General features: G+C 73.1%; 21 protein-coding genes. 9 read left to right on the plus strand and 12 right to left on the minus strand.

The window, feature by feature from the left end; genetic code table 11:
* Window positions 1-13: 13 nt before the first annotated feature.
* Complete coding sequence (locus ABEA81_RS32515; RefSeq protein WP_345610460.1) at window positions 14-538, plus strand: GNAT family N-acetyltransferase; 525 nt, start codon at window positions 14-16, stop codon at window positions 536-538.
* Here the strand turns inward: ABEA81_RS32515 and ABEA81_RS32520 are convergent.
* Both ABEA81_RS32520 and ABEA81_RS32525 read right to left on the minus strand, forming a co-directional pair.
* Complete coding sequence (locus ABEA81_RS32520; protein WP_345610462.1) at window positions 504-1,094, minus strand: hypothetical protein; 591 nt, start codon at window positions 1,092-1,094, stop codon at window positions 504-506. The genes ABEA81_RS32515 and ABEA81_RS32520 overlap by 35 nt on opposite strands.
* An 87-nt stretch (window positions 1,095-1,181) precedes the next feature.
* Entirely contained in the window at window positions 1,182-1,925 is a 744-nt protein-coding gene (locus ABEA81_RS32525; RefSeq protein ID WP_345610463.1) for a maleylpyruvate isomerase family mycothiol-dependent enzyme, read from the minus strand.
* A 73-nt stretch (window positions 1,926-1,998) separates the two neighbouring features.
* Between ABEA81_RS32525 and ABEA81_RS32530 the strand changes: the two genes are divergently transcribed.
* Window positions 1,999-2,271 carry a hypothetical protein gene (locus tag ABEA81_RS32530; protein ID WP_345610464.1) on the plus strand — a complete coding sequence of 91 codons (273 nt, stop codon included), beginning with the start codon at window positions 1,999-2,001 and terminating at the stop codon, window positions 2,269-2,271.
* A gap of 53 nt (window positions 2,272-2,324) precedes the next feature.
* Window positions 2,325-2,921 (plus strand): phosphotransferase, encoded by a 597-nt coding sequence (locus ABEA81_RS32535; RefSeq protein ID WP_345610465.1) that lies wholly within the window; start codon window positions 2,325-2,327, stop codon window positions 2,919-2,921.
* A gap of 23 nt (window positions 2,922-2,944) precedes the next feature.
* Here the strand turns inward: ABEA81_RS32535 and ABEA81_RS32540 are convergent, their stop codons facing one another.
* Window positions 2,945-3,418 carry a VOC family protein gene (locus ABEA81_RS32540; protein WP_345610467.1) on the minus strand — a complete coding sequence of 158 codons (474 nt, stop codon included), beginning with the start codon at window positions 3,416-3,418 and terminating at the stop codon, window positions 2,945-2,947.
* A 125-nt stretch (window positions 3,419-3,543) separates the two neighbouring features.
* A complete protein-coding gene (locus ABEA81_RS32545) occupies window positions 3,544-4,140 on the minus strand; it encodes a dihydrofolate reductase family protein (RefSeq protein ID WP_345610468.1) in 597 nt (198 codons plus the stop codon).
* Between the two features lie 207 nt (window positions 4,141-4,347).
* Between ABEA81_RS32545 and ABEA81_RS32550 the strand changes: the two genes are divergently transcribed.
* The 3 genes from ABEA81_RS32550 (at window position 4,348) to icmF (ending at window position 10,173) form a co-directional block, all read left to right on the plus strand.
* Complete coding sequence (locus ABEA81_RS32550; protein ID WP_345610469.1) at window positions 4,348-6,273, plus strand: sensor histidine kinase; 1,926 nt, start codon at window positions 4,348-4,350, stop codon at window positions 6,271-6,273.
* Window positions 6,270-6,875, plus strand: coding sequence for a response regulator transcription factor (locus ABEA81_RS32555; RefSeq protein WP_345610471.1), 606 nt, complete (start codon window positions 6,270-6,272; stop codon window positions 6,873-6,875). The genes ABEA81_RS32550 and ABEA81_RS32555 overlap by 4 nt, the downstream gene beginning before the upstream one ends.
* A 100-nt stretch (window positions 6,876-6,975) precedes the next feature.
* Complete coding sequence (icmF, locus tag ABEA81_RS32560) at window positions 6,976-10,173, plus strand: fused isobutyryl-CoA mutase/GTPase IcmF (protein ID WP_345610472.1); 3,198 nt, start codon at window positions 6,976-6,978, stop codon at window positions 10,171-10,173.
* Between the two features lie 25 nt (window positions 10,174-10,198).
* Here the strand turns inward: icmF and ABEA81_RS32565 are convergent, their stop codons facing one another.
* Window positions 10,199-11,446, minus strand: coding sequence for an MFS transporter (locus tag ABEA81_RS32565; RefSeq protein WP_345610473.1), 1,248 nt, complete (start codon window positions 11,444-11,446; stop codon window positions 10,199-10,201).
* Entirely contained in the window at window positions 11,443-11,925 is a 483-nt protein-coding gene (locus ABEA81_RS32570) for a MarR family winged helix-turn-helix transcriptional regulator (protein WP_425570770.1), read from the minus strand. The genes ABEA81_RS32565 and ABEA81_RS32570 overlap by 4 nt, the downstream gene beginning before the upstream one ends.
* 88 nt (window positions 11,926-12,013) lie before the next feature.
* Here ABEA81_RS32570 and ABEA81_RS32575 point away from each other — a divergent pair, with 88 nt between their 5' ends.
* The gene (locus ABEA81_RS32575; protein ID WP_345610475.1) at window positions 12,014-12,793 is read left to right on the plus strand and encodes a phosphotransferase; all 780 of its coding nucleotides are present in this window, start codon (window positions 12,014-12,016) and stop codon (window positions 12,791-12,793) included.
* A 31-nt stretch (window positions 12,794-12,824) separates the two neighbouring features.
* On the opposite strand, the gene ABEA81_RS32580 is transcribed toward ABEA81_RS32575, so the two are convergent.
* The gene (locus tag ABEA81_RS32580) at window positions 12,825-13,700 is read right to left on the minus strand and encodes an NmrA family NAD(P)-binding protein (protein ID WP_345610476.1); all 876 of its coding nucleotides are present in this window, start codon (window positions 13,698-13,700) and stop codon (window positions 12,825-12,827) included.
* A gap of 88 nt (window positions 13,701-13,788) precedes the next feature.
* On the opposite strand from ABEA81_RS32580, the gene ABEA81_RS32585 reads away from it, so the two are divergent.
* Both ABEA81_RS32585 and ABEA81_RS32590 read left to right on the plus strand, forming a co-directional pair.
* Window positions 13,789-14,646 (plus strand): LysR family transcriptional regulator, encoded by an 858-nt coding sequence (locus ABEA81_RS32585; RefSeq protein ID WP_345610477.1) that lies wholly within the window; start codon window positions 13,789-13,791, stop codon window positions 14,644-14,646.
* Between the two features lie 174 nt (window positions 14,647-14,820).
* Window positions 14,821-15,069: a hypothetical protein gene (locus ABEA81_RS32590; RefSeq protein ID WP_345610479.1), complete on the plus strand. Its 249-nt coding sequence runs from the start codon at window positions 14,821-14,823 to the stop codon at window positions 15,067-15,069.
* Between the two features lie 14 nt (window positions 15,070-15,083).
* Here the strand turns inward: ABEA81_RS32590 and ABEA81_RS32595 are convergent, their stop codons facing one another.
* The 5 genes from ABEA81_RS32595 to ABEA81_RS32615 are packed head-to-tail and all read right to left on the minus strand — an operon-like array spanning window position 15,084 to window position 20,215.
* Window positions 15,084-16,127, minus strand: a complete 1,044-nt coding sequence (locus ABEA81_RS32595) for an NAD(P)-dependent oxidoreductase (protein WP_345610480.1) — start codon at window positions 16,125-16,127, stop codon at window positions 15,084-15,086.
* Entirely contained in the window at window positions 16,124-17,236 is a 1,113-nt protein-coding gene (locus ABEA81_RS32600; RefSeq protein WP_345610481.1) for an ABC transporter ATP-binding protein, read from the minus strand. Before ABEA81_RS32600 ends, ABEA81_RS32595 begins: the two co-directional genes overlap by 4 nt.
* Entirely contained in the window at window positions 17,233-18,345 is a 1,113-nt protein-coding gene (locus tag ABEA81_RS32605; RefSeq protein WP_345610483.1) for an ABC transporter ATP-binding protein, read from the minus strand. Before ABEA81_RS32605 ends, ABEA81_RS32600 begins: the two co-directional genes overlap by 4 nt.
* The gene (locus ABEA81_RS32610) at window positions 18,345-19,214 is read right to left on the minus strand and encodes a carbohydrate ABC transporter permease (protein ID WP_345610484.1); all 870 of its coding nucleotides are present in this window, start codon (window positions 19,212-19,214) and stop codon (window positions 18,345-18,347) included. The genes ABEA81_RS32605 and ABEA81_RS32610 overlap by 1 nt, the downstream gene beginning before the upstream one ends.
* On the minus strand, window positions 19,214-20,215 hold the full coding sequence (locus tag ABEA81_RS32615) for a carbohydrate ABC transporter permease (protein ID WP_345610486.1): 1,002 nt from the start codon (window positions 20,213-20,215) through the stop codon (window positions 19,214-19,216). Before ABEA81_RS32615 ends, ABEA81_RS32610 begins: the two co-directional genes overlap by 1 nt.
* Window positions 20,216-20,248 lie beyond the last annotated feature (33 nt).

A 20,248-nucleotide genomic window follows, 5' to 3' on the forward strand; every position in this document is an offset into this window, starting at 1 on the left:
AGGGGATCACCGGATGACGGCCACCGCCACCGAAGCACCCTCCGCGATCGCCGGCCAGACCGTCGTACTGCGTCCCACCACTCCCGAGCACGTGCCGGTGTTCCTCGCGATCCTGCGCCACCCCGAGATCGCCCCCTGGTGGGGCGGCTACGACCTGGAGCGGGTGCGGCGCGAGCTGCTCGGGCCGCAGTGCTACGCGATCGAGCTCGCGGGCGAGGTGGTCGGTCTGATCCTCTACCGCGAGGAGAACGACCCCGACCACCGGCACGCGGCGCTCGACCTCGCGCTGCACCCCGACCACCAGGGCCAGGGCCTCGGCTGCGACGCGCTGCGGGCGATGGTGCGGTTCCTGTTCCGGACCCGCGGCCACCACCGCGTCACCATCGACCCGGCAGCGCACAACGAGCGGGCGATCCGCAGCTGCGCCCGCGCCGGGTTCGAGCCCGTCGGCGTGATGCGCAGCTACGAGCGGTCGACGGACGGCGGGTGGCACGACTGCCTCCTCATGGACCTCCTCGACGACGACCCTCCGTCGTAGCGCGCGAGCCGCTCTCCCAGAGCGGTCCGGCCACGAACCAGATCCCGACGACCACCCAGAGCCGCGATATCCACGAGGACAGCTGCCCGGACTGCTCCGGCGTCGCGACGAACAGGATGAGCGCGCCGAGCACCGCTGAAGCGATCGCGGCGGCCACGACCACGCGGCTCCACTCCCGCCACAGGGACGCGACGCGCTCCGGCGTGCCCTTCGCCGGCCGCACCGGCGGCGGGCCACCCGCGAAGCGGTGCGCGAACCGCACGTCCGCCCACCGCACGATGCTCGGCCCGAACGCCACGCTGAACCCGAGGTACACCGCGGCGAGCCCGTGCACGGACCGCGGCTCGGCGCCCCGCAGGAGATCCAGCGTCACGGCGACGACCAGCACGACGTCGAGCAGCGGGATCGCGGCCAGCAGGAGCGTGCTGAGCGTGCGCAGCCGCAGCAGGTAGCGGGCGACCAGACCGAGCCCGAGCAGGACCCACAGTCCGACCTCGCACCCGAGGATCAGGGCGACGATCGGGTTCTCCCGTACCAGCTGCACCACGTTCTCCACTGCCCGGACGCTAGGTCGAGGGCCGGGCCGGGGAATCCCGAGAAGTGCCGAGATCCGCGTCGGCGGAAAGGATGACGCGGGGTGCGGTCAGAAGGGGGTGCGTTCCAGCCAGGTGCGCCAGGCCGCCGCGTCGCCGAGCACCTGCAGGCGCGGGTCGTCGGCCGGGATCCGCCGCATCACAGCCTGCAGGAGATCGGCAGCGCTCCCCCGCACCGCGACGGCTCCCTTGCCGTGCCCGTGCTCCCAGGCGACCCGGCCGCCCTCGGACCGCACCAGCCACTCCCCGCTCGCGAGGCCGTCGTCGGTGGCGTGCAGGTGCAGGGTCGCGCCGTCGGGGAGCATCGGCCCGGCGTCCGGGACGGGGCGGGAGGCGAGGATGTCGAGCCACTCGGAGACGCCGTCGGCCGCGAGCTCGGCCTCGACCAGGAACGGCACGCCCAGGGCGATCGCGGCGTCGGCGCGGTGCACCGTGGACTCGTGCAGCCGACGCCGGATCCACCAGGCGGCGGGCTTGGGGCCGGTGAACGTCCACACCGGGGCGTCGGGGCCCGTGCGGGCCACCTCGTCGATCAGCATCCGGGCGCTGTCGGCGAGCCAGCCGACCGGGTCGTCGGCGGGCGGTTTGCCGTCCGGCACCGTGCGGATGTCGACCCGCGCATCGGCCCGGTCCCGCACGATCTTCGCGGCCCACCGGTCGCCGCGGCCCACGTGTGTGAGCAACTGCCGGAGCACCCAGCCCGGACACGTCGGGACGGGCGTCTCGGGATCGGCCGTGGTCAGGAGTTCACCCAGTCGACTGTTCTGGTCGACAAGTGCACCCTCGTGGTTCATACCCTGACGCTAGACCTTTAGGGGTAGCGGGGGTGGGCGCATGGCTGAAGACCGGACCGGGTAGGAAACTCATATGGCGCCAGAGAAACGGGAATGGTCGGTCCCCGGCCCGATCCGGGCCCTACTGTGGTGGCCCGGTGTCGCGTTCGTGCTGGTCATGGTCGCGCCGGAGTCCGCAGCCGTGGGCATCGCCGCCTCCGGGGCCGTGCTCATGCTGCTCGGCGCCGTCGTCCCGATGGCGCTCCGGCGCCTCCGCCGGTCCCGTCCCGCGCCCCGCGGCATCGACGACCGCCCCACGGTGGAGCTGCCCACCGTCGAGCTCCCGCCGGTCGAGCGCGTCGCCTGAAGCTCATCGGAACCGGCCGCACCGCCGACGTCTACGCCCTCGACGACCGCAGGGTGCTGCGCCGCTACCGCGAGCACGGCCGCGGGGAGGTCACGCGCGAGGCCGCGGCGATGGCGCACGTCACCGCCCACGGCTTCCCCGCGCCCCGGGTGTTCACCGCCGCCGGCACCGACCTCGTGATGGAGCGGCTGTACGGCCCGGTCCTCCTGGACGCCGTCGCCGCGGGCGACCACGACGTCCACGACGCCGGCCGCGTGCTCGCCGACCTGCACGGCAGGCTGCACGCCCTCCCGCCCCGGCCCGGCGCCCCCGGCGAACGGCTGCTGCACCTCGACCTGCACCCCGCCAACGTCGTGCTCACCGCGAGCGGGCCGGTGCTGATCGACTGGACGAACGCCGCCGACGGGCCGCCCGGGCTCGACGTCGCCCTCTCCGCGGTGATCCTCGCCCAAGCCGCGGTGGAACCCGGCCACGAGTACGCCGGCGTGGCGGCGGAGATGCTCACGGCGTTCCTCGGCGCCGCCGAGGAGGACCCGCTCCCCATGCTCGACGGCGCCATCGCGCGGCGGGCCGCCGACCGCTCGCTCAGCGAGGCGGAGGTCGCCCTGCTCGCCGACGCCGCCGCCCTCGTCACGGCGGCGGCGACGTAGCGCTGGTCCGGAACTCCGCCCGGTCACCTGATCTGCTCCGCCAGCGCGACGATGATCCCCGCGGGGCCGCGGAGGTAGCACATCAGGAAGCTCTCGAACCGCACCAGCTCGCCGAGGAGCTCAGCGCCGTGGCCGCGCAGGCGGGTGAGGACGTCCTCGATGTCGTCGACCGCGAACATGACGCGGTGCAGGCCCAGCGTGTTCGCCGGAGCGCACCGGTCACCCCGTGGACCCGACGGCGTCTGGTACCTGATCAGCTCGAGCCGTCCGTGGCCGTCCGGGGTGCGCATCATCGCGATGTCCGACCGGACTCCCCCGAGCCCGACGATGCGGTCCACCGCGCCGCCCTCGACCGTCGTCCTGCCGTCCAGCTCGAGTCCGAGCTCGGTGAAGAACGCCACGGCGGCCGCGAGGTCGTCGACGACGATGGCGACGTTGTCCATCCGTTCGATCGTCCCGCGCCGGGGCCGGAGGTCCTGCTGATCGGTGTCGTCCATGGTGATCTCCTGTCGGGTTCGGCCGTGCGTGTCCAGCCGCGCCGGCGTTCCCTCTGCCGTTGCGGCCGATGGTCGCCACGGGGACGGAGCCGGGCGCGGCGCCTCGACACGGGGTGGTGGTCGGGTCAGCCGCCGCGGCGCCACGTCAGGTGCGTGACGTGCGGTGTGGTGCGGCTCGACACCGGGACGTAGGCCTGCTCGGCCACGCCCTCGAAGACGCGGATCCCGGTGCCGACCACGAGCGGTGCGACGTGCAGGCGCAGCTCGTCGACGAGACCGGCGCGCAGGTACGCGTTGAGCGTGGTGGGGCCGCCCGCGATCGCGACGTTCCGGTCGCCCGCGGCATCGCGCGCGAGCTTCAGCGCGGCCTCGACGCCCTCGGTCACGAAGGTGAAGCGCGTGCCGCCCTCCATCTCGACGGGCTGCCGCGGCCGGTGCCCGAGCACGAACACCGGCGCCTGGTAGGGCGGGTTGGGGCCCCACCAGCCGGTCCAGTCGAGATCCCACTCGCCCCGGTCGGGGCCGAACATGTGGCGGCCCATGACGAACGCCCCTGCGTCGTGCATCGCGGCGAACTCGGCGGCGTGGTCGTCGGCGTGCTCGATCAACCAGTCGTGCAGGCGGAACCCGACCTCGGCGCCCATGGGGTGCTCGGCGGACTGGTCGTGGCCCGCGGCGGTGCCGTCCATCGAGACGGCGAGATCGGCGGTCACCAGCGGCATGTCGGCTCCTCGGTCCTGCGGAACCCCGGGACCGTCCCGGCGGCGCGACCAGTCTCTTCCGGGCCGCCCGGACGGCCCCAGTGCACGGCGCACCGACCGCCCGTGGGTTACGCCCGGCCGGCGATGTGCGTTCCGCACATCGCGCAGGTCAGCCCCACCGCCGGGGGTCGTTGCCGGAACGGGCGGCAACCGCATACCGTCCGGCCCGTGCAGGCGCAGCGGTCGACGGCACCGAGCGGGCAGGGCAGCGACCCGTCACTCGGGCGGCTCGGCCTGCTGGCGCCCGTCTTCCTCGCAGGCGTGCTGCTGGCGAGGGCCAGCTACCCCAGCCCCCACCCGGACTTCTCGCACGTCCCCTTCGTCGTGGCCGTCTTCGTGCTGCCGTTCTGGTACGTGTCCGGTGTCGGTCGAGCGGTGTGGGCGCGCTGGTACGTCGCGCTGCTCGCGCTCCAGTCCGTCGTGACGTTCGCGCCGTTCGCCCTGTTCGGGGCCGGATGGCCGGGCGGGGTGACCGGCCCCCTGGGCGGGCTGCTGCTGCTCACCTTGCGCACGCCGCGGAACTGGGTGCTCTTCGTCGTCGCCGCCGCGGCGGACCTGGCCGTGCGGTTCGCGGTCGGGCTGCCCGAAGTGAACCCGGACGTCGCGCCCACCTGGGTCCTCATCGCCTACGCCGATTCCGGGATCGCCCTCTACGGCCTGGTCCGCCTCAGCGAGATGGCCGCTGCGCTGCACGCGACCCGCTCCGACCTGGTCGACGCCGCCGTCGCCCACCAGCGCCTCGCCGGAGCCCAGCGACTGCGGGCCGCGGTGGTCGACCGCCTCGACGAGGTCCTCCGGTGCGCCGCCCTCGCGCTGAGCGGCGTCGACACGGCACCCGGCCGAGCCCGCCGGGAGTTGGAGCGGGCCGGGCGGATCGTTCGCGATGCGGCCGCCGAGATCCGTCGCAACCTGCCCGCGGGCCCGCCCGATCCCTCCGGTGATCCGGTTGCGCAGCGCACCGGGGTGCTGGCGCCCCGGATCGCCCGGTTCGTCCTGCTGGCCACGCTCGTGATGTTCGGTGTGCTCAACGTGTTGAACGTGGCGTACCCGGACGCCGGAGTCCCGGTCCCTTCGCCTCCGGTGGTCCTCGCGGCAGTCGTCGTGTCCGCGGCGATCGTCCTGCTGCAATGGCGCCACTCGGCTGCCGGGACGAGACCACGGGGCTGGAGGTGGACGTTCGCGCTGCAGGCCGTTCTGACCTACGCCTTCTACCCCTTCGTCGGTTCGGGCAGCATGACGCTGGTGGCGTTCCTCGCCGGGAGCGCGCTGCTGCTGCTCGCACCGCGGCTGCGGTGGGCCGGGTTCGCGGCGGCCGTGCTCAGCATGCCCACGCTCGTCGCGGTGGCCCCGCTCGGCCCGCTTCCGTTGCTGGCGTGGGTCCTGTGGACCGGGTACGTGGCCGGCGTCGCCGCGGCCTGGGGGCTGGTGGTGTACGGGCTGTCGCGGCTGACCGGCGTCGTCGCCGAGCTGGTCGAGGCGCGGGCGGAGCTCGCCGAGCTGGCCACGGTCCGCGAGCAGCTGCGGATCGCCCGCGACACCCACGACCTGCTCGGGCTCGGCCTCTCGGCGATCGCGCTCAAGACCGATATCGCCGCCGCGCTGCTGGCCACCGACCCGGGCCGGGCGCGGCACGAGATCGGCGAGCTGCTCGCCGTCGCGGCCGCGACCCGCGAGGACGCCGGCGCGGTTCCCACTCGACCGCCGCGACCCGCGCTGGCCACCGAGCTGCGGACGGCCGCCGAGATCCTCCGGTGGGGTGGGATCGAGGTGCGCGGCAGCCTCGAGGCGCCGCCGCTCCCGGCAGAGGTCGACGCCGCACTCGCCACCGTGCTGCGCGAGGCGGTGACCAACGTGCTGCGGCACAGCAGGCCCACGCGGGTCGAGCTGGACGTCACGGTCGCCGGTGCCGGCGTCGGGCTCACCGTTCGCAGCGACGGTGCCTGCCCGCAGTCCGACGGCCCCGGGCAGGGCCTGGCGAACCTGCGCGACCGACTGGCCGCAATCGACGGCAGTCTGCAGCGGCGGCACACGGACGGGCGGTTCGTCCTGGAGGCCGCGGTGCCACTGCCCGTCGCCGCCGGGAGTCTCGCGTGACCACGATCCTGGTCGCGGAGGACACCGCGATCCTGCGCGACAGCCTGGTGGTCGTGCTCGACCTGGAGCCCGATCTGGAGGTGGTCGCCGCCGTCGGCACCGGCGACGCCATCGTGCCGGCCGCTCTGCACCACCGACCCGACGTCGCCGTGCTCGACATCGACCTACCCGGCACCGATGGCCTCACCGCCGCCGCCCACCTGCGCGAGCAGCTGCCGGACTGCCGCGTGCTGATCCTCACCGCGCTGGCGCGACCGGGCAACCTCCGCACGGCGCTCGCCAACCACGCCAGCGGCTTCCTCGGCAAGGACGCACCCGCCCGGACGCTCGTCGACGCGGTGCGGCAGATCGCCGCCGGCGGCCGGGTCGTGGACCCCGCGCTCGCCGTGGCCACCCTGACCACCCGCCCCAACCCCCTCACCGAACGGGAAGCCGAGGTACTGCGCCTGTTCGCCCGTGGCACCGGGCCCCGTGAGATCGCCTCCGACCTGTTCCTGACCGTCGGGACCGTGCGCAACTACCTCGCGTCCGCCACCGTCAAGCTCGGCGCCCGCAACCGCGTCGACGGCATCCGCATCGCAACCGAGATGGGCTGGATCTAGCGCCTCCGACAGCCCCCGTGGCGCAGGACACCGCCCCGGAACTTGCACGTCCGATACTCGGAAGCCAAACTAAATTGAGGTACGGGTGAGAGGACGACCCATGGCAGAGCTGCACGAGCCGGTGCATCCGGTGCGCTTCGTCACCGCCGCCAGCCTCTTCGACGGCCACGATGCGGCGATCAACATCATGCGGCGCATCCTGCAGCGCCAGGGCGCCGAGGTGATCCACCTCGGGCACAACCGCTCGGTCGACGAGGTCGTCACGGCGGCGATCCAGGAGGACGCCCAGGGCGTGGCCGTCAGCTCCTACCAGGGCGGGCACATCGAGTACTTCACCTACCTCGTGGAGCTCCTGCGGGAGCGCGGCGCCGGGCACGTGAAGGTCTACGGCGGCGGCGGCGGCGTGATCGTCCCGCGCGAGATCGAGCTGCTGCACTCGCGCGGGGTTTCGCGGATCTTCTCCCCCGAGGACGGCCAGCGGCTCGGGCTGCCGGGGATGATCAACAGCATGATCCGGGAGTGCGACGTCGACCTCGCCGCCACTCCCCCCGACTCCTTCGACGGGCTGTTCACCGGCGAGCCCGCGACCCTCGCCCGCACGCTCACCCTCGCCGAGGCCGGCCGCCTGCCCGCGGAGCTCGACCTCACCCCGCGGCACGAGGTTCCCGTACTGGGCATCACCGGCACCGGCGGCTCCGGCAAGTCGAGCCTCACCGACGAGCTCGTGCGGCGCTTCCGCCTCGACCAGGAGGACAAGCTCCGGATCGCCGTGCTCGCCGTCGACCCGACCCGCCGCCGCGGCGGGGGCGCGCTGCTCGGCGACCGGATCCGGATGAACTCGCTCACGGGAGACCAGGTCTTCTTCCGCTCGATGGCCACCCGGGGCGCCGAGGCCGGCCTTCCCGAGCGGCTCGGGGACGTGATCGGCGTGCTCAAGGCGGCCGGGTTCGACCTGGTGATCGTCGAGACGCCGGGCATCGGGCAGGGCGACGCCGGGATCGTGCCGTTCGTCGACCGCTCGCTCTACGTGATGACGCCCGAGTTCGGCGCCGCGTCGCAGCTCGAGAAGATCGACATGCTCGACTTCGCCGACGCCGTGGCGATCAACAAGTTCGAGCGCCGCGGGGCCGAGGACGCCCGCCGCGACGTCGGCAGGCAGCTGGTCCGCAACCGCGAGGAGTTCGGGGCATCCTGGGAGGACATGCCGGTCTTCGGCACGAGCGCCGCCACGTTCAACGACGACGGCGTGACCGCGCTCTACCACCACGTGCGCGACCTGCTCGCCAAGGACGGCCTCACGGTCGGCGAGGGCAGGCTGCGCCGCCCCGAGCGCAAGACCTCCAGCGAGTACGCGGCGATCATCCCGCCGCAGCGGGTGCGGTACCTGTCCGAGATCGCCGAAACGGTGCGTGGCTACCACGCCGGCACCGCGAAGCACGTGGACGCCGCGCGGCGGCGCCAGCACCTGCGAACGGCCCGCGAGCTCGTCGGGGACGCCGTCGACGAGGCGCTGCGGCAGGCCGAGCGGGACCTGCCGGCGTCGTCCGCGGCGCTGCTGGACGAGTGGCCACAGGTCGTCGAGGCCTACAGCGGCGACGAGATGGTGGTGCAGGTCCGCGACAAGGAGCTGCGCACCCGGCTCACCCGCGAGACGCTCTCGGGCAACAAAGTGCCGCGCGTCGCGCTGCCGCGATTCACCGAGGACGCCGAGCTGCTGCGGTTCCTGCGCGCCGAGAACCTGCCGGGGCGGTTCCCGTTCACGGCGGGCGTGTTCGCGTTCAAGCGCGAGGGCGAGGACCCGGGCCGCATGTTCGCGGGCGAGGGCGACGCGTTCCGCACGAACCGCCGGTTCAAGCTGCTCTCCGAGCACTCGGAGGCCAAGCGGCTCTCGACCGCGTTCGACTCCGTGACGCTCTACGGGCGCGACCCCGACACCCGCCCGGACGTCTACGGGAAGGTCGGCACGTCCGGCGTCTCGATCGCGACGCTCGAGGACATGAAGGCGCTCTACGACGGCTTCGACCTCACCTCGCCCACCACGTCCGTCTCGATGACGATCAACGGGCCGGCGCCGACGATACTGGCGTTCTACCTCAACACCGCGATCGACCAGGTGATCGACCGGTTCCGCGCCGAGGAGGGCCGCGAGCCGGACGCCGCGGAGCGCGAGGAGCTCACCGCCTTCGCCCTGGCCAACGTGCGCGGCACGGTGCAGGCCGACATCCTCAAGGAGGACCAGGGCCAGAACACCTGCATCTTCTCCACCGAGTTCTCACTGCGGATGATGGCCGACATCCAGGAGTGGTTCATCCGGCACAAGGTCCGCAACTTCTACTCGGTCTCGATCTCCGGCTACCACATCGCCGAGGCCGGGGCGAACCCGATCAGCCAGCTCGCGTTCACGCTCGCCAACGGCTTCACGTTCGTCGAGAGCTACCTCGCGCGCGGCATGGACATCGACGACTTCGCGCCCAACCTGTCGTTCTTCTTCTCCAACGGCATGGACGCCGAGTACTCGGTGATCGGGCGGGTGGCCCGGCGGATCTGGGCGATCGCGATGCGGGAGAAGTACGGGGCGAACGAGCGGTCGCAGAAGCTCAAGTACCACGTGCAGACCTCGGGCCGGTCGCTGCACGCGCAGGAGATGGACTTCAACGACATCCGCACCACCCTGCAGGCCCTCTGCGCGCTGTACGACAACGCCAACTCCCTGCACACGAACGCCTTCGACGAGGCCGTCACCACGCCCACCGAGTCGTCCGTGCGCCGGGCCATGGCGATCCAGCTGATCATCGGCAAGGAGTGGGGCCTGTCGATGAACGAGAACCCGCTGCAGGGCTCGTTCATCATCGACGAGCTCACCGACCTCGTCGAGGAGGCCGTGCTCGCCGAGTTCGACCGCATCTCCGAGCGCGGTGGCGTGCTCGGCGCGATGGAGACCGGCTACCAGCGCGGCCGGATCCAGGACGAGTCGCTGCTGTACGAGCACCGCAAGCACGACGGGTCGCTGCCGATCGTCGGCGTGAACACCTTCGTGCGCGAGGAGGCGGGCGAGCCGCAGGAGATCGATCTCGCCCGGGCCACGGAGGCGGAGAAGCGCAGCCAGCTCGACCGGCTGTCCGACTTCCAGCAGCGTCACGCCTGCGACGCGGCCGACGCGATCCGGCGGCTGCAGGACGTGGCGACCGGCGACGGCAACGTCTTCGACGAGCTGATGAAGGCGGCGAGGGTCTGCAGCCTGGGCCAACTCACGGACGCGTTCTTCGAGGTGGGTGGCCAGTACCGGCGCAACATGTAGGGCGCCGGTGTCAGCAAAGCCACTTTCATGACGTCTGGCGTCGTGAAAGTGGCTTTGCTGACATCGCGGGGCGGCGGAGCGCGGGAGTCGTCAGGGCGACCAACGCGATTCCCAGCACGCAGAGGAGACCGCCCGAGACCGCGGCGAAGCCCGCCGTGGTGGCCCCGGCCACCAAGCCGGCCCGGAAGTTGCCCAGGTACGGGCCGGCCATTCCCACGATGTCCTCGACCGCGCTGACCCGGCCGCGGTAGACATCCGGCGTGGCGAGCTGCACGAGCGCGCCGCGGGAGATCACCGAGATCGTGTCGGCGGCGCCCGCGACCGCGAGGCAGCCGAGCGCGAGCCACGCCGACGGCGCCCATCCGAACGCTGCCAGCGCCACGCCCCAGATCCCGGCCGCCACGAGCATGACGAGGCCGGGCCGGCGGGACCGCGTGACCGTCCCGGACGCGAGCCCGGCGACGATCCCGCCGACGGCGATCGCCGAGAGGAACAGGCCGAGGGTCTGCGGGTCGCCGCCGAAGCGCTCGGCGTTGACCACGGGGAAGAGCGCGATCGGCATCGCGAGCACCGTGGCGATCACGTCGGTGAGGAACGCTCCCGCGAGCACCGGCCGGCCGAGGATGAACCGCCACCCCGCGACGACGGCCGCGACGCCCGGCCGGGTGGCCGCACCGTCGGGCGGAAGCGGCGGGAGGCGCACCACGCCGTAGAGCGCGGCGAGGAAGGTCAGCGTGTCGACGGCGTAGCAGGCGCCCACCCCGAAGCGGGCCGCCATGACCCCGGCGATCGCCGGCCCCACCAGCATGGAGACCTGGAAGCCGAGGTTGAACAGCGCGAGGCCGGCCCCGACCTGGTCGGCGGGCAGCAGCCGGGCCGCGAACGTGCGGCGGGCGGGGGCGCCGAGCGCACCGGCCGCCGACTGCAGCGCCACCAGGGCGAGCAGCACGGAGAGCGAACCGACCCCGGCGAACGCTTGCACGGCCAGCAACCCGGCGACCACCATCTGGCCGAGCGTCGTGACGAGGACCAGGCGCCTGCGGTCGACGGCGTCGGCGAGCGCGCCGCCCACCAGCCCGAACACGATCATCGGCACGGCCTGGGCGAGCCCGATGGCGCCGACCGCGACCGGGCTGCCGGTGAGCTCCCACGTCTGCTGCAGAACGGCGACGACGGCGAGCTGGCCGCCCACCGTCGAGAGGGCGTTGCCCACCCACACCCGGCGGAACGGTGGGCTGGAGCGCAGCGGCCGGGCGTCGAGGAGGAGCTTCACGCGTCCCCGATCCGGTCGGCGATCCGGTCGTGGAACGAGCGGCGCTGCAGCGCTGCCTGCAGGTCCTGCACCACCCGGGTGAGCGCGTACGGGATCTCCGCATCCAGCTCGGCGACCACCTGCTCGGTGGCCCGCCACTCGGCTTCGAGGAAGGGAAGCAGCTCACGCGCCCGTTCGGTGAGCGTCACCTCGCGGGTGCGGGCGTCGGCCCCCGCCGCGGTGCTCACCAGGCCGTCGCGCCGCAGGGCCGCGACGGTCTGGCTCATCGCCGAGTGGGTGACCTCCAGCGAGTCGGCCAGCTGCCGGATCGTCATCCCGCCCCGGCGGCCGAGCCGGATCAGCGGGGCGACGAACCGCGGCCGCACCCCCGTGATGCCGCGCTCGGTGTAGAGGCGGGCGATGTCGGCGTCCATGGCGTCCAGCAGCTGGCGCAGCGGGCGCCAGCGGTTCTGCTCGGTCGGGTCCGGCGGCTGGGCCACGGCGCGAATCGTAACAGCACTTATACAAGTGCTGTCACGATTTCCGGGTGATCAGGACCGCGGTGCCCGATCACGCGATGCTCGGGTGGTGCTCGAAGAGATCCCGCTCGCCGGGGGCAACGTCAGCGCCGGGGTCGTCCGGGTGGGCGACACCGTCCGCCGCCCGGCAGGCCCCTGGACCCCGGCCGTGCACGCCCTGCTGACCCACCTGCACGACGCGGGCTTCACCGGGGCGCCGCGCCCGCTCGGGCTCGACGAGCAGGGCCGCGAGGTGCTCGGGTTCGTGCCGGGCGCGACGGCGTGGCCGGACCGGTTCGCCGAGGTCGAGCCGCGTACCCGGCTCGCGCGGGTCGGCCGGATGATCCGCGACTTCCACGACGCGGTCGCCGGCTTCACCCCGCCGCCGGACGCGGCCTGGCGGGTGGCCATCCCGCCCGAGGACGACGGAGGCGGCGAGATCATCGCGCACCACGACCTGGCGCCGTGGAACCTCGTGACCGGCGGAGGCAGCTGGATCTTCATCGACTGGGACGTCGCGGGCCCCGGGTCCCGGCTGTGGGACCTCGCCTACGCGGTGAAGGCGTTCGTGCCCCTGTCCGCGGACCCGGCGTGGCAGCGGCCGGACGCCGCCGAACGCGTCCGCGTCCTCGCCGACGCCTACGGGCTCGACGAGGAGCAGCGCCGCCGCCTGGCCCCCATGCTCGCCCGCCGCTCCCGTGCGATGTACGACCTGCTGGCCGCGGGCGACGCCACGGGCACCCAACCGTGGGCCCGCCTGTGGGTGGAGGGCCACGGCCAGGTCTGGGAGCGGGACACGACCTACATCAGGCACCACGAGGGCGAATGGCTGGCCGCGCTGATGCGCTGACGACCCGAGGCCAGCGCATCGGACGAGGGCGTCAGCCCACGGCTGGTTCCAGGACCTCCTCGCACCACTGGCGGAAGCTCGTGGGAGCGGTCGGCCCGGGCGAACCGGCCTCGGCGACGTAGGTGCCTCGATCGGTCGCGGCCATGATGGCCGCGCCACCCCCGGCCCACGCCTCGGACACCCCGGCCCGCCGCAGCGCCGCCGTGAAAGCCTCCCCGGAGATCTGCTGGAAGCGGACCGGCCGCTGCAGCACCTCCGTCATGATCTGCGCCATCTCCTCGTAGGACAGCAGGTCGGGGCCGACGATCGGCACGCTGTCCTGCCCGGTCCAGGAGCCGTCGAGCAGCAGCGCGGCCGCGGTGGCCGCGATGTCGCGGACGGCGCAGGTGAGGAACCTGCGGTCCGCCGAGATCGGTGCGAAGAACGTGCCCCGGCTCCTGATCGTCTCGACCTGCGAGAGCAGGTTCTCCATGAACGCCGGCGGGCACAGCGACCGGTAGTGCACGCCGGTGCTCTCGATCAGGTCGTCCATGGCGTAGGTCGCGGACACCAGCCCGGCGTTCCTCGTGATCCCCCGGCCCAGGGTCGAGACCGCGACGACGCGCTCGACCCCGTGGTCGCCGATCGCGGTGCAGAGCGGGCGGACGAAGTCGATCACGTGGTCCTGGACGCTCTGGGCGCGGGGGTTCGGCGGGATCAACCAGAAGACGCTGCCGGCGCCGGCGAGCGCCTCGGCGACGACGCCGGGGTCGTCGTGCGAGCCCCGCACGACGTCGACGCGCTCCCGCACCGGCGCGGGGAGTCGTTCCGGGTCGCGCACGATCACGCGGACCTTCTCGGCCCCGTCGAGGACGTGGCCGAGGACATGACGGCCGATCCGGCCGGTGGGGGTGGTGACGACGATCATGCGATCCACCCTGCGGCGCCGCGCACCGGAACTGAAGGACCCCGGGGCTCCGACTTGTTACCCTGGCGGTAATACCGATCGGAGTCCCGTGGAGTCCCGACCACTGCGCTACTTCGTCGCGGTCGCCGAAGAGCTCAACTTCGCCCGCGCGGCCGAACGGCTCGGCATCTCCGCGCCGCCGCTGTCCCGCGCGATCCGCAAGCTCGAGACCGAGCTGGGCGTCGCGCTGTTCGAGCGGAGCACCCACAGCGTCACGCTGACCGCCGCGGGCGCCGAACTGCTCGCGGAGGCCCGGATCGCGCTCGACGCCCTGCAGGCCGCCCAGCGGCGGGCACAGCGGGCGGGCAGCGCCGACCCGAAGCTGGTCCTCGCCATCAAGGCCGACGGGCATGCCGGGATGCTGGACGCCATCCTCGCGCGGTACGAGGCCGACCCCGCCGCCCGGCCGGTCGCGATCCGCCTGTGCGAGTGGGGCGAGCAACCGCAGCTGCTGCGCCGTGGCGAGGCCGACGTCGCGCTCGTCCACGAGCCGTTCGACCGCACCGGCCTCGACGCGGAGCCGTTGATCGCGGAGCCACGCATCGCCGCGCTCCCGGCCACGCACCCGCTCGCCGCCCGCGAGACCGTGACCCTCGCCCAGCTCGGCCTCGCCGCCGAGCCCGTCCACCCGACCGCGTTCCGCCGCCATCTGACGCCCGCCGCCCGCGCGCACCGGGTGCGCGACCTCTCCCAGGTGCTCACGCTCGTCGAGCTCGGCGAACTCATCCAGGTGCTGCCCGAGTCCGTCGCCGCCCGGTACTCCCGGCCCGGCATCGCGTACCGTCCCGTGCCGGACGCGCCACCCCTCACGTTGGCGATCGCGTGGCCGCAGCAGTCCCGCTCGCGGGCCACCGCCGCGCTCGTCCGCGCCGCCACGAGCGCGGACGGCGTGGTCCGCACGCCGTGATCGGCCCCGGCCGGACCCGATCGGGGGAGGCCACCGGCCGGAGCGGCTCCCGCCGTTCCGACCCTCGATCGCGTACAACGGTCGAGCGGCACCGCTCGGTGCTACCGGTAACGGGGCGCTTCCCGAGCGCGACCTCCGGGCGATCGATCGCAGCCGTGCGAGGAGGGGATGCAGGTGTCGGAACGCGCCGGGAACCCCGCCGCGGAACCGCGGGTGGGGCGGCCGCTGTTGCCCGCGCGGGCCTGGTCGGTGACCACGGTGACGCTCGTCCTCGCCATGCTCCCCCTCGGGCTCATCAAGGGTGCTGACGCGTCACGCGCGGCCTTCTTCGGCTTCCTCTTCGCCGCGTGGATGCTGTGGCGCTCGACCCGCAACTGGCGCGCCTGGAACGAGGCGCAGCAGGCGCATCGCGACGGCGCCTGACCCACCGGCACCGGTCACCCGGCCCGGTCCAGCACCTCCGGGTTCGCGCAGTTCGTCGGGCGGCCCCCGGAGAGGACCGTCGCCACCTCGGCCGCGATCCGGGCCGCCGACTCCTCCGCCACCTGGCGGGACGCGCCCGCGAGGTGCGGGGTGGCGAAGACCTCGGGCCGCCGGGGCAACGGGTCGTCCGGGGCGGGCGGCTCCGGGTCGAACACGTCCAGCACTGCGGCGCGCAGGTGCCCGGACTCCAGCGCGGCGTCGAGGGCGCGGGTGTCCACCAGCTCCCCCCGGGCGGTGTTGACCAGCACCGACCCCGGCCGCATCGCGGCGAGCGCAGCCGCGTCGATCATCTGCTTCGTCTCGGGGGTGAGCCGGGCGTGCAGGCTGACGACATCGCTCGTGTCCAGCAGCTCCGGCAGGTCCACCAGCCGCACGCCCACCCGCTCGGCGTCCTCCGCGGAGGCGTACGGGTCGTGCGCGAGCACCCGGGAGCCGAACCCGCGCAGCAGCTCCGCCACCCGCAGCCCGACCGCACCCAGCCCGACGAGCCCGACCGTCGCGGCCCGCAGCTCCAGCCCGGTGCGCTCGTAGCGGAACCCGGTGGCGTCCCAGCGCCCGGCCGCGAGCTCGGTGGCGGCGGCGGGGAGGCCGCGCATCGCGCAGATCATCGTGCCGACGCAGAACTCGGCCACGGCGCCCAGGTTGCGCCCGGGCAGGTGCGCCACGACCACGCCGGCGGCGGTGGCCGCGGAGACGTCGACGTTCACCGGGCCACCGCGGGTCACCCCGACCACCCGCAGGCTCCCCCGGCCGGCGTCGAGGACCTCGGCCGTGAGCGGGGCCAGGTGCGTGACCAGCGCGTCGGCGCCGCGCACCAGCTCCGCGAGCCGGGCCGGATCACCGGCCGCCTCCCGCACCCCGTCCATGGAGCCGAACGGCTCGGTGGGCCACGCGGTGTCGATCCGGCGGAACTCCGCCTCGACGCCCGCGTCGGCGAGCGCGCGGGCGAGCAGGTCGGACGAGATGAACCCGTCCCCCGCACACACGACGACCCTCATCGCACGCGCTCCCCCGTGGCCGGGTCGAACACGTGCACGCGTTCCGGTGGCGCGGCGATCGTGATCGGGTCGCCCGCGCGCAGCGGGTGCCCCGACTCCACCTGCGCGACGAGCCGGGTGTCCACCCCGGGAAGCTCCACGGTCGCCAGGCCGAACTCGAGCAGGTCCTCGAACACCAGAACGGTCCCCTCCAGGCCCGGGCCCTCGGTCGGATGGCAGTCCTGCGGGCGCAGCCCGACCAGCACGTCGCGGCCCTCGGCGACGCGCACGGCCGTCGCCAGCCCACCCACTCCCCCGACCCGGACACCGCTGCCGGTGCCGACGCCGGGCAGCATCGTGATGGACGGCTCGCCCACGAAGTCGGCCACGAACCGGTCGGCGGGCTGGTCGAAGACCTCGTCCGGGGTGCCGAACTGCTTGATCACGCCGGCGTCCATCACGGCCATCCGGTCGGCGAGGCTCAGCGCCTCCAGCTGGTCGTGGGTGACGACGATCGTGGTGTAGCCGAACTCGCGCTGCAGGACCTTGAGCTCCCGGCGCACCCGCTGGCGCTGCCCGGCGTCCAGGTGCGAGAGCGGCTCGTCCAGCAGCAGCACCGGCGGGTTGCGCACCAGCGCGCGGGCCAGCGCCACCCGCTGCTTCTGCCCGCTGGACAGGTTGGCCGGGCGCATGTCCAGCAGGTCGGTCATCTCGAGCCGCTCGGCGATCGCGTCGACGCGGGCGTCCGCGTCGCGCGCCCGGCGTGCCTTGAGCCCGTAGGCGAGGTTCTCCCGCACGGTCAGCGGCGGGTAGAGCGCGTAGCTCTCGAACCCGACCCCGACGTTGCGCCTGCCCGGCGGCAGGTCGCCCACCGAGCGGTCGCCGATCACGATCCGCCCGGACGTCACCGTCTCCAGCCCGGCGATCATCCGCAGGGTGGTGGTCTTCCCGCACCCGGACGGGCCGAGCAGTGCCACCAGCTCGCCCGGCTCGATGTCGAGGTCGATTCCCTTCACGGCCTCGAACGGCTCGCGCCCGCGCGCGGTGTAGGTCTTGCGCAGCGACTCGAGCCGCAGGCTCTGTGCCGTTCCGGTCTGCGCCGTGCCGTCGGTCGTCGGTGCCGCGGTCATCGGGTCCCTCCCGCGAGCGCGGCACCCTCCGGCCGCCGGGCGGCGCCCAGCCGGGCGCCGTCGGCGGCGAAGACGTGCACGCGATCCCATTCGACGGCGAGCGCGAGGTCGTCGCCCTCGTGCACGCGGTGGTCCGACGTGACGGTGATGACCTGCACCCCGGCCACGTCCACGGCGAGCTCCACCGACCTGCCGAGGCGCTCGGCCAGCACGACCCGGCCGCGCAGCACGAGCCGGTCGGCGGGCGGTGTCCCGTTCACGATCTCGAGGTCGCGGGGCCGGATCCCGACCCGCGCCCCACCCTCGGCGTCCCCGGGCACACCGACGGTGAAGGCGTCGCCGACGCGGGCGACGCCGGCCTCGACCGCGGCGTCCAGGAGGTTCATCTCCGGCTGGCCGATTGCGCGGGCGACGAACGTGTCCACCGGCTCCGCGTAGACCTGCGCGGGCGTGCCGACCTGGACCAGCCTGCCCTCGCGCAGCACCCCGACCCGGTCGCCGAGGGCGAGTGCCTCCTGGTAGTCGTGCGTGACGTAGAGCGTGGTGGTGCCGGACAGCTCCCCGAGCTGCTTGAGCTCGGCGCGCATGGCGGCGCGCAGCTTGGCGTCCAGGTGCGACAGCGGCTCGTCGAGCAGGTAGACCTCGGCGGGACGCACCAGCACCCGGCCCAGCGCGGTGCGCTGGCGCTGCCCGTTGGACAGCTCGCGCGGGTAGCGCGCGAGCAGGTGGTCGATGCCCAGCGTGGTGGTCACCTGCTTGATCCGCTCGGCCTGCTCCTGCGGCGTCCACGTGCCGTTCCGCCCGGACCGCAGCGGCGACGCGAGGTTCTGCTCCACCGTCTTCTGCGGGTAGAGCGCGTAGCTCTCGAACGCCATCGCGACGCCGCGGTCGTACGGCTCCACGCCGGTCATGTCGTGGCCCGCGATGTGCACCTCGCCCTCGACCTGGTCGACGAGGCCGGCCACGCTCTTGAGGGTGGTGGTCTTGCCGGCGCCCGAGGGGCCGAGGATCACGAAGAACTCGCCGTCGGCGAGCTCCAGATCGATCCCGCGCAGGGCCACCGTCTTGCCGTACCGCGCGGTCAGGCCCTTGACCGAGAGGGTTCCCACTAGGACTTCACCGCCCCGAAGGAGAGGCCGCGCACCAGGTAGCGCTGGATCGACAGGGCAACCAGCAGCGGCGGCAGCGCGGCGATCAGCGCGGCCGCGGCCGTCAGGTTGTAGTAGGCCTGCCCGCCGCCGCCCAGGAACCGGGTGACGGCCACGGTCACCGGCGTGTGCTGGCTACCGGTGAGGATCAGCGGGAACACGTAGTTGTTCCACGCGAAGATGAACGCGAGCAGCGCCGCCGCCGCGATCCCCGGCCGCACCAGCGGGAGCGCGACCATGACGAACGCGCGGCGCCGCGTGTACCCGTCCAGCAGCGCGGCCTGCTCCAGCTCGGCCGGCATGTCCTGGAAGTAGGAGCGCAGGATCCAGACGATCAGCGGCATCGTCACCAGCTGCAGCACCCAGATCATGCCGACGGTCGTGTCGAACAGGCCGATCTGGTTGTAGATGACGAAGAGCGGCACGATCACCATCAGCTCGGGCGCGAACCGGAACGACAGGATCGTGAACATCACGTCGTTCGAGCCGCGGTACTGCCAGCGCCCCGCCGCGTACGCCGCGGGAATGCCGATCACGAGCGAGACGATCACCGCGCCCACGCAGTTGATCACGCTCGTGAGCAGCGCGTCGGTGAAGTTCACGCTGGTCAGCCGCTCGCCCTCGTCCGAGAGGACGGTGGCGAAGTTCGACAGCGTCGGCGTGAACGCGAAGTAGGTGCTGATCTGCTCCGCGTTGGTCTTGAGCGCCAGCAGCACCATCCAGACCAGCGGGAACAGCGAGAACACGAACCACACCAGCAGCGCGGCGTCGGCGCCGACCGACGCGGGCGAGAACCGCCGCTGCCCCGGCCCCAGCTCCCTCGAAGCCACTAGTCCTCCGATCCTGCGGCGCGCCGCTGGGCCTTGCCCAGCACGCTCACCAGGTAGCGGGCGGTCAGGAAGACGATCACCCAGAGCAGGAACATGTACGTGCTGCCCTGCGAGTACTGCAGCTGGATGATCGAGTTCTGGTACGCGCCGATCTGCAGCGTGCGCGTGGCGTCACCCGGGCCACCCGCCGTCAGCACGAACACGTGGTCGAAGATCTTCAGCGAGTCCATGAAGCGGAAGATCACCGCGACCAGGATGTAGGGCCACATCATCGGCAGCATCAGCCGCCGGAACATGTAGAACCAGCTCGCCCCGTCCACCGCGGACGCCTCGAACGGCTCCTTCGGCAGCGACCGGATCCCGGCCAGCACCAGGATCGCCACGAACGGCGTGTAGATCCAGACGTCGACGAGGATCACCGACCAGATCGCGGTGCCCTCGCCGAGCCAGTCGAACGTCGAGCCGAGACCCAGCACGTAGTTCAGGACGCCGTACTGCGGGTTGAACATCAGCCCCCAGATCACGCCCGCGATCACCGGCGCGATCATCAGAGGCAGGATCAGCACCCGCTCGAAGATCCGCCCGACCAGGCTCGAGCGGTTGAGCAGCAGCGCGATCCCGATCCCCAGCACCGTCTCGACCACGGTGGCGACCACGGCGTAGACCAGCGTCACCCGCACGCTCGACCAGAACGCCGGGTCGGAGAGGATCTCCCCGAAGTTCTGCAGCCCGACGAACACCGGCCGCCGCACCACCGCCGCGTAGTTGAGGAACGCGTAGTAGGCGCCGAGCACGAACGGGTACAGGATCCCGACGATGATCAACACTGCCGGGATCGACAGCACGTACGGCCGCAGCGAGCGCCGCCAGGCCGGCACCGGCCGTGGCTCGCGCCGCACGACCGGTGCCGGAGTCCTCGGTGGGGCGGTGGTGGTCACGGCGCACCCCCACCCGAGCCGGGACAAGGCCACCCTGCTGCGGTGGAACCGGAGCAGAGCCACCTCGCTGCGATACGGGAGAGGCCCCGGCGGGTC

The sequence above is a fragment of the Pseudonocardia adelaidensis genome (genome assembly GCF_039543345.1).
GTDB classification, from domain to species: Bacteria; Actinomycetota; Actinomycetes; order Mycobacteriales; family Pseudonocardiaceae; genus Pseudonocardia; species Pseudonocardia adelaidensis.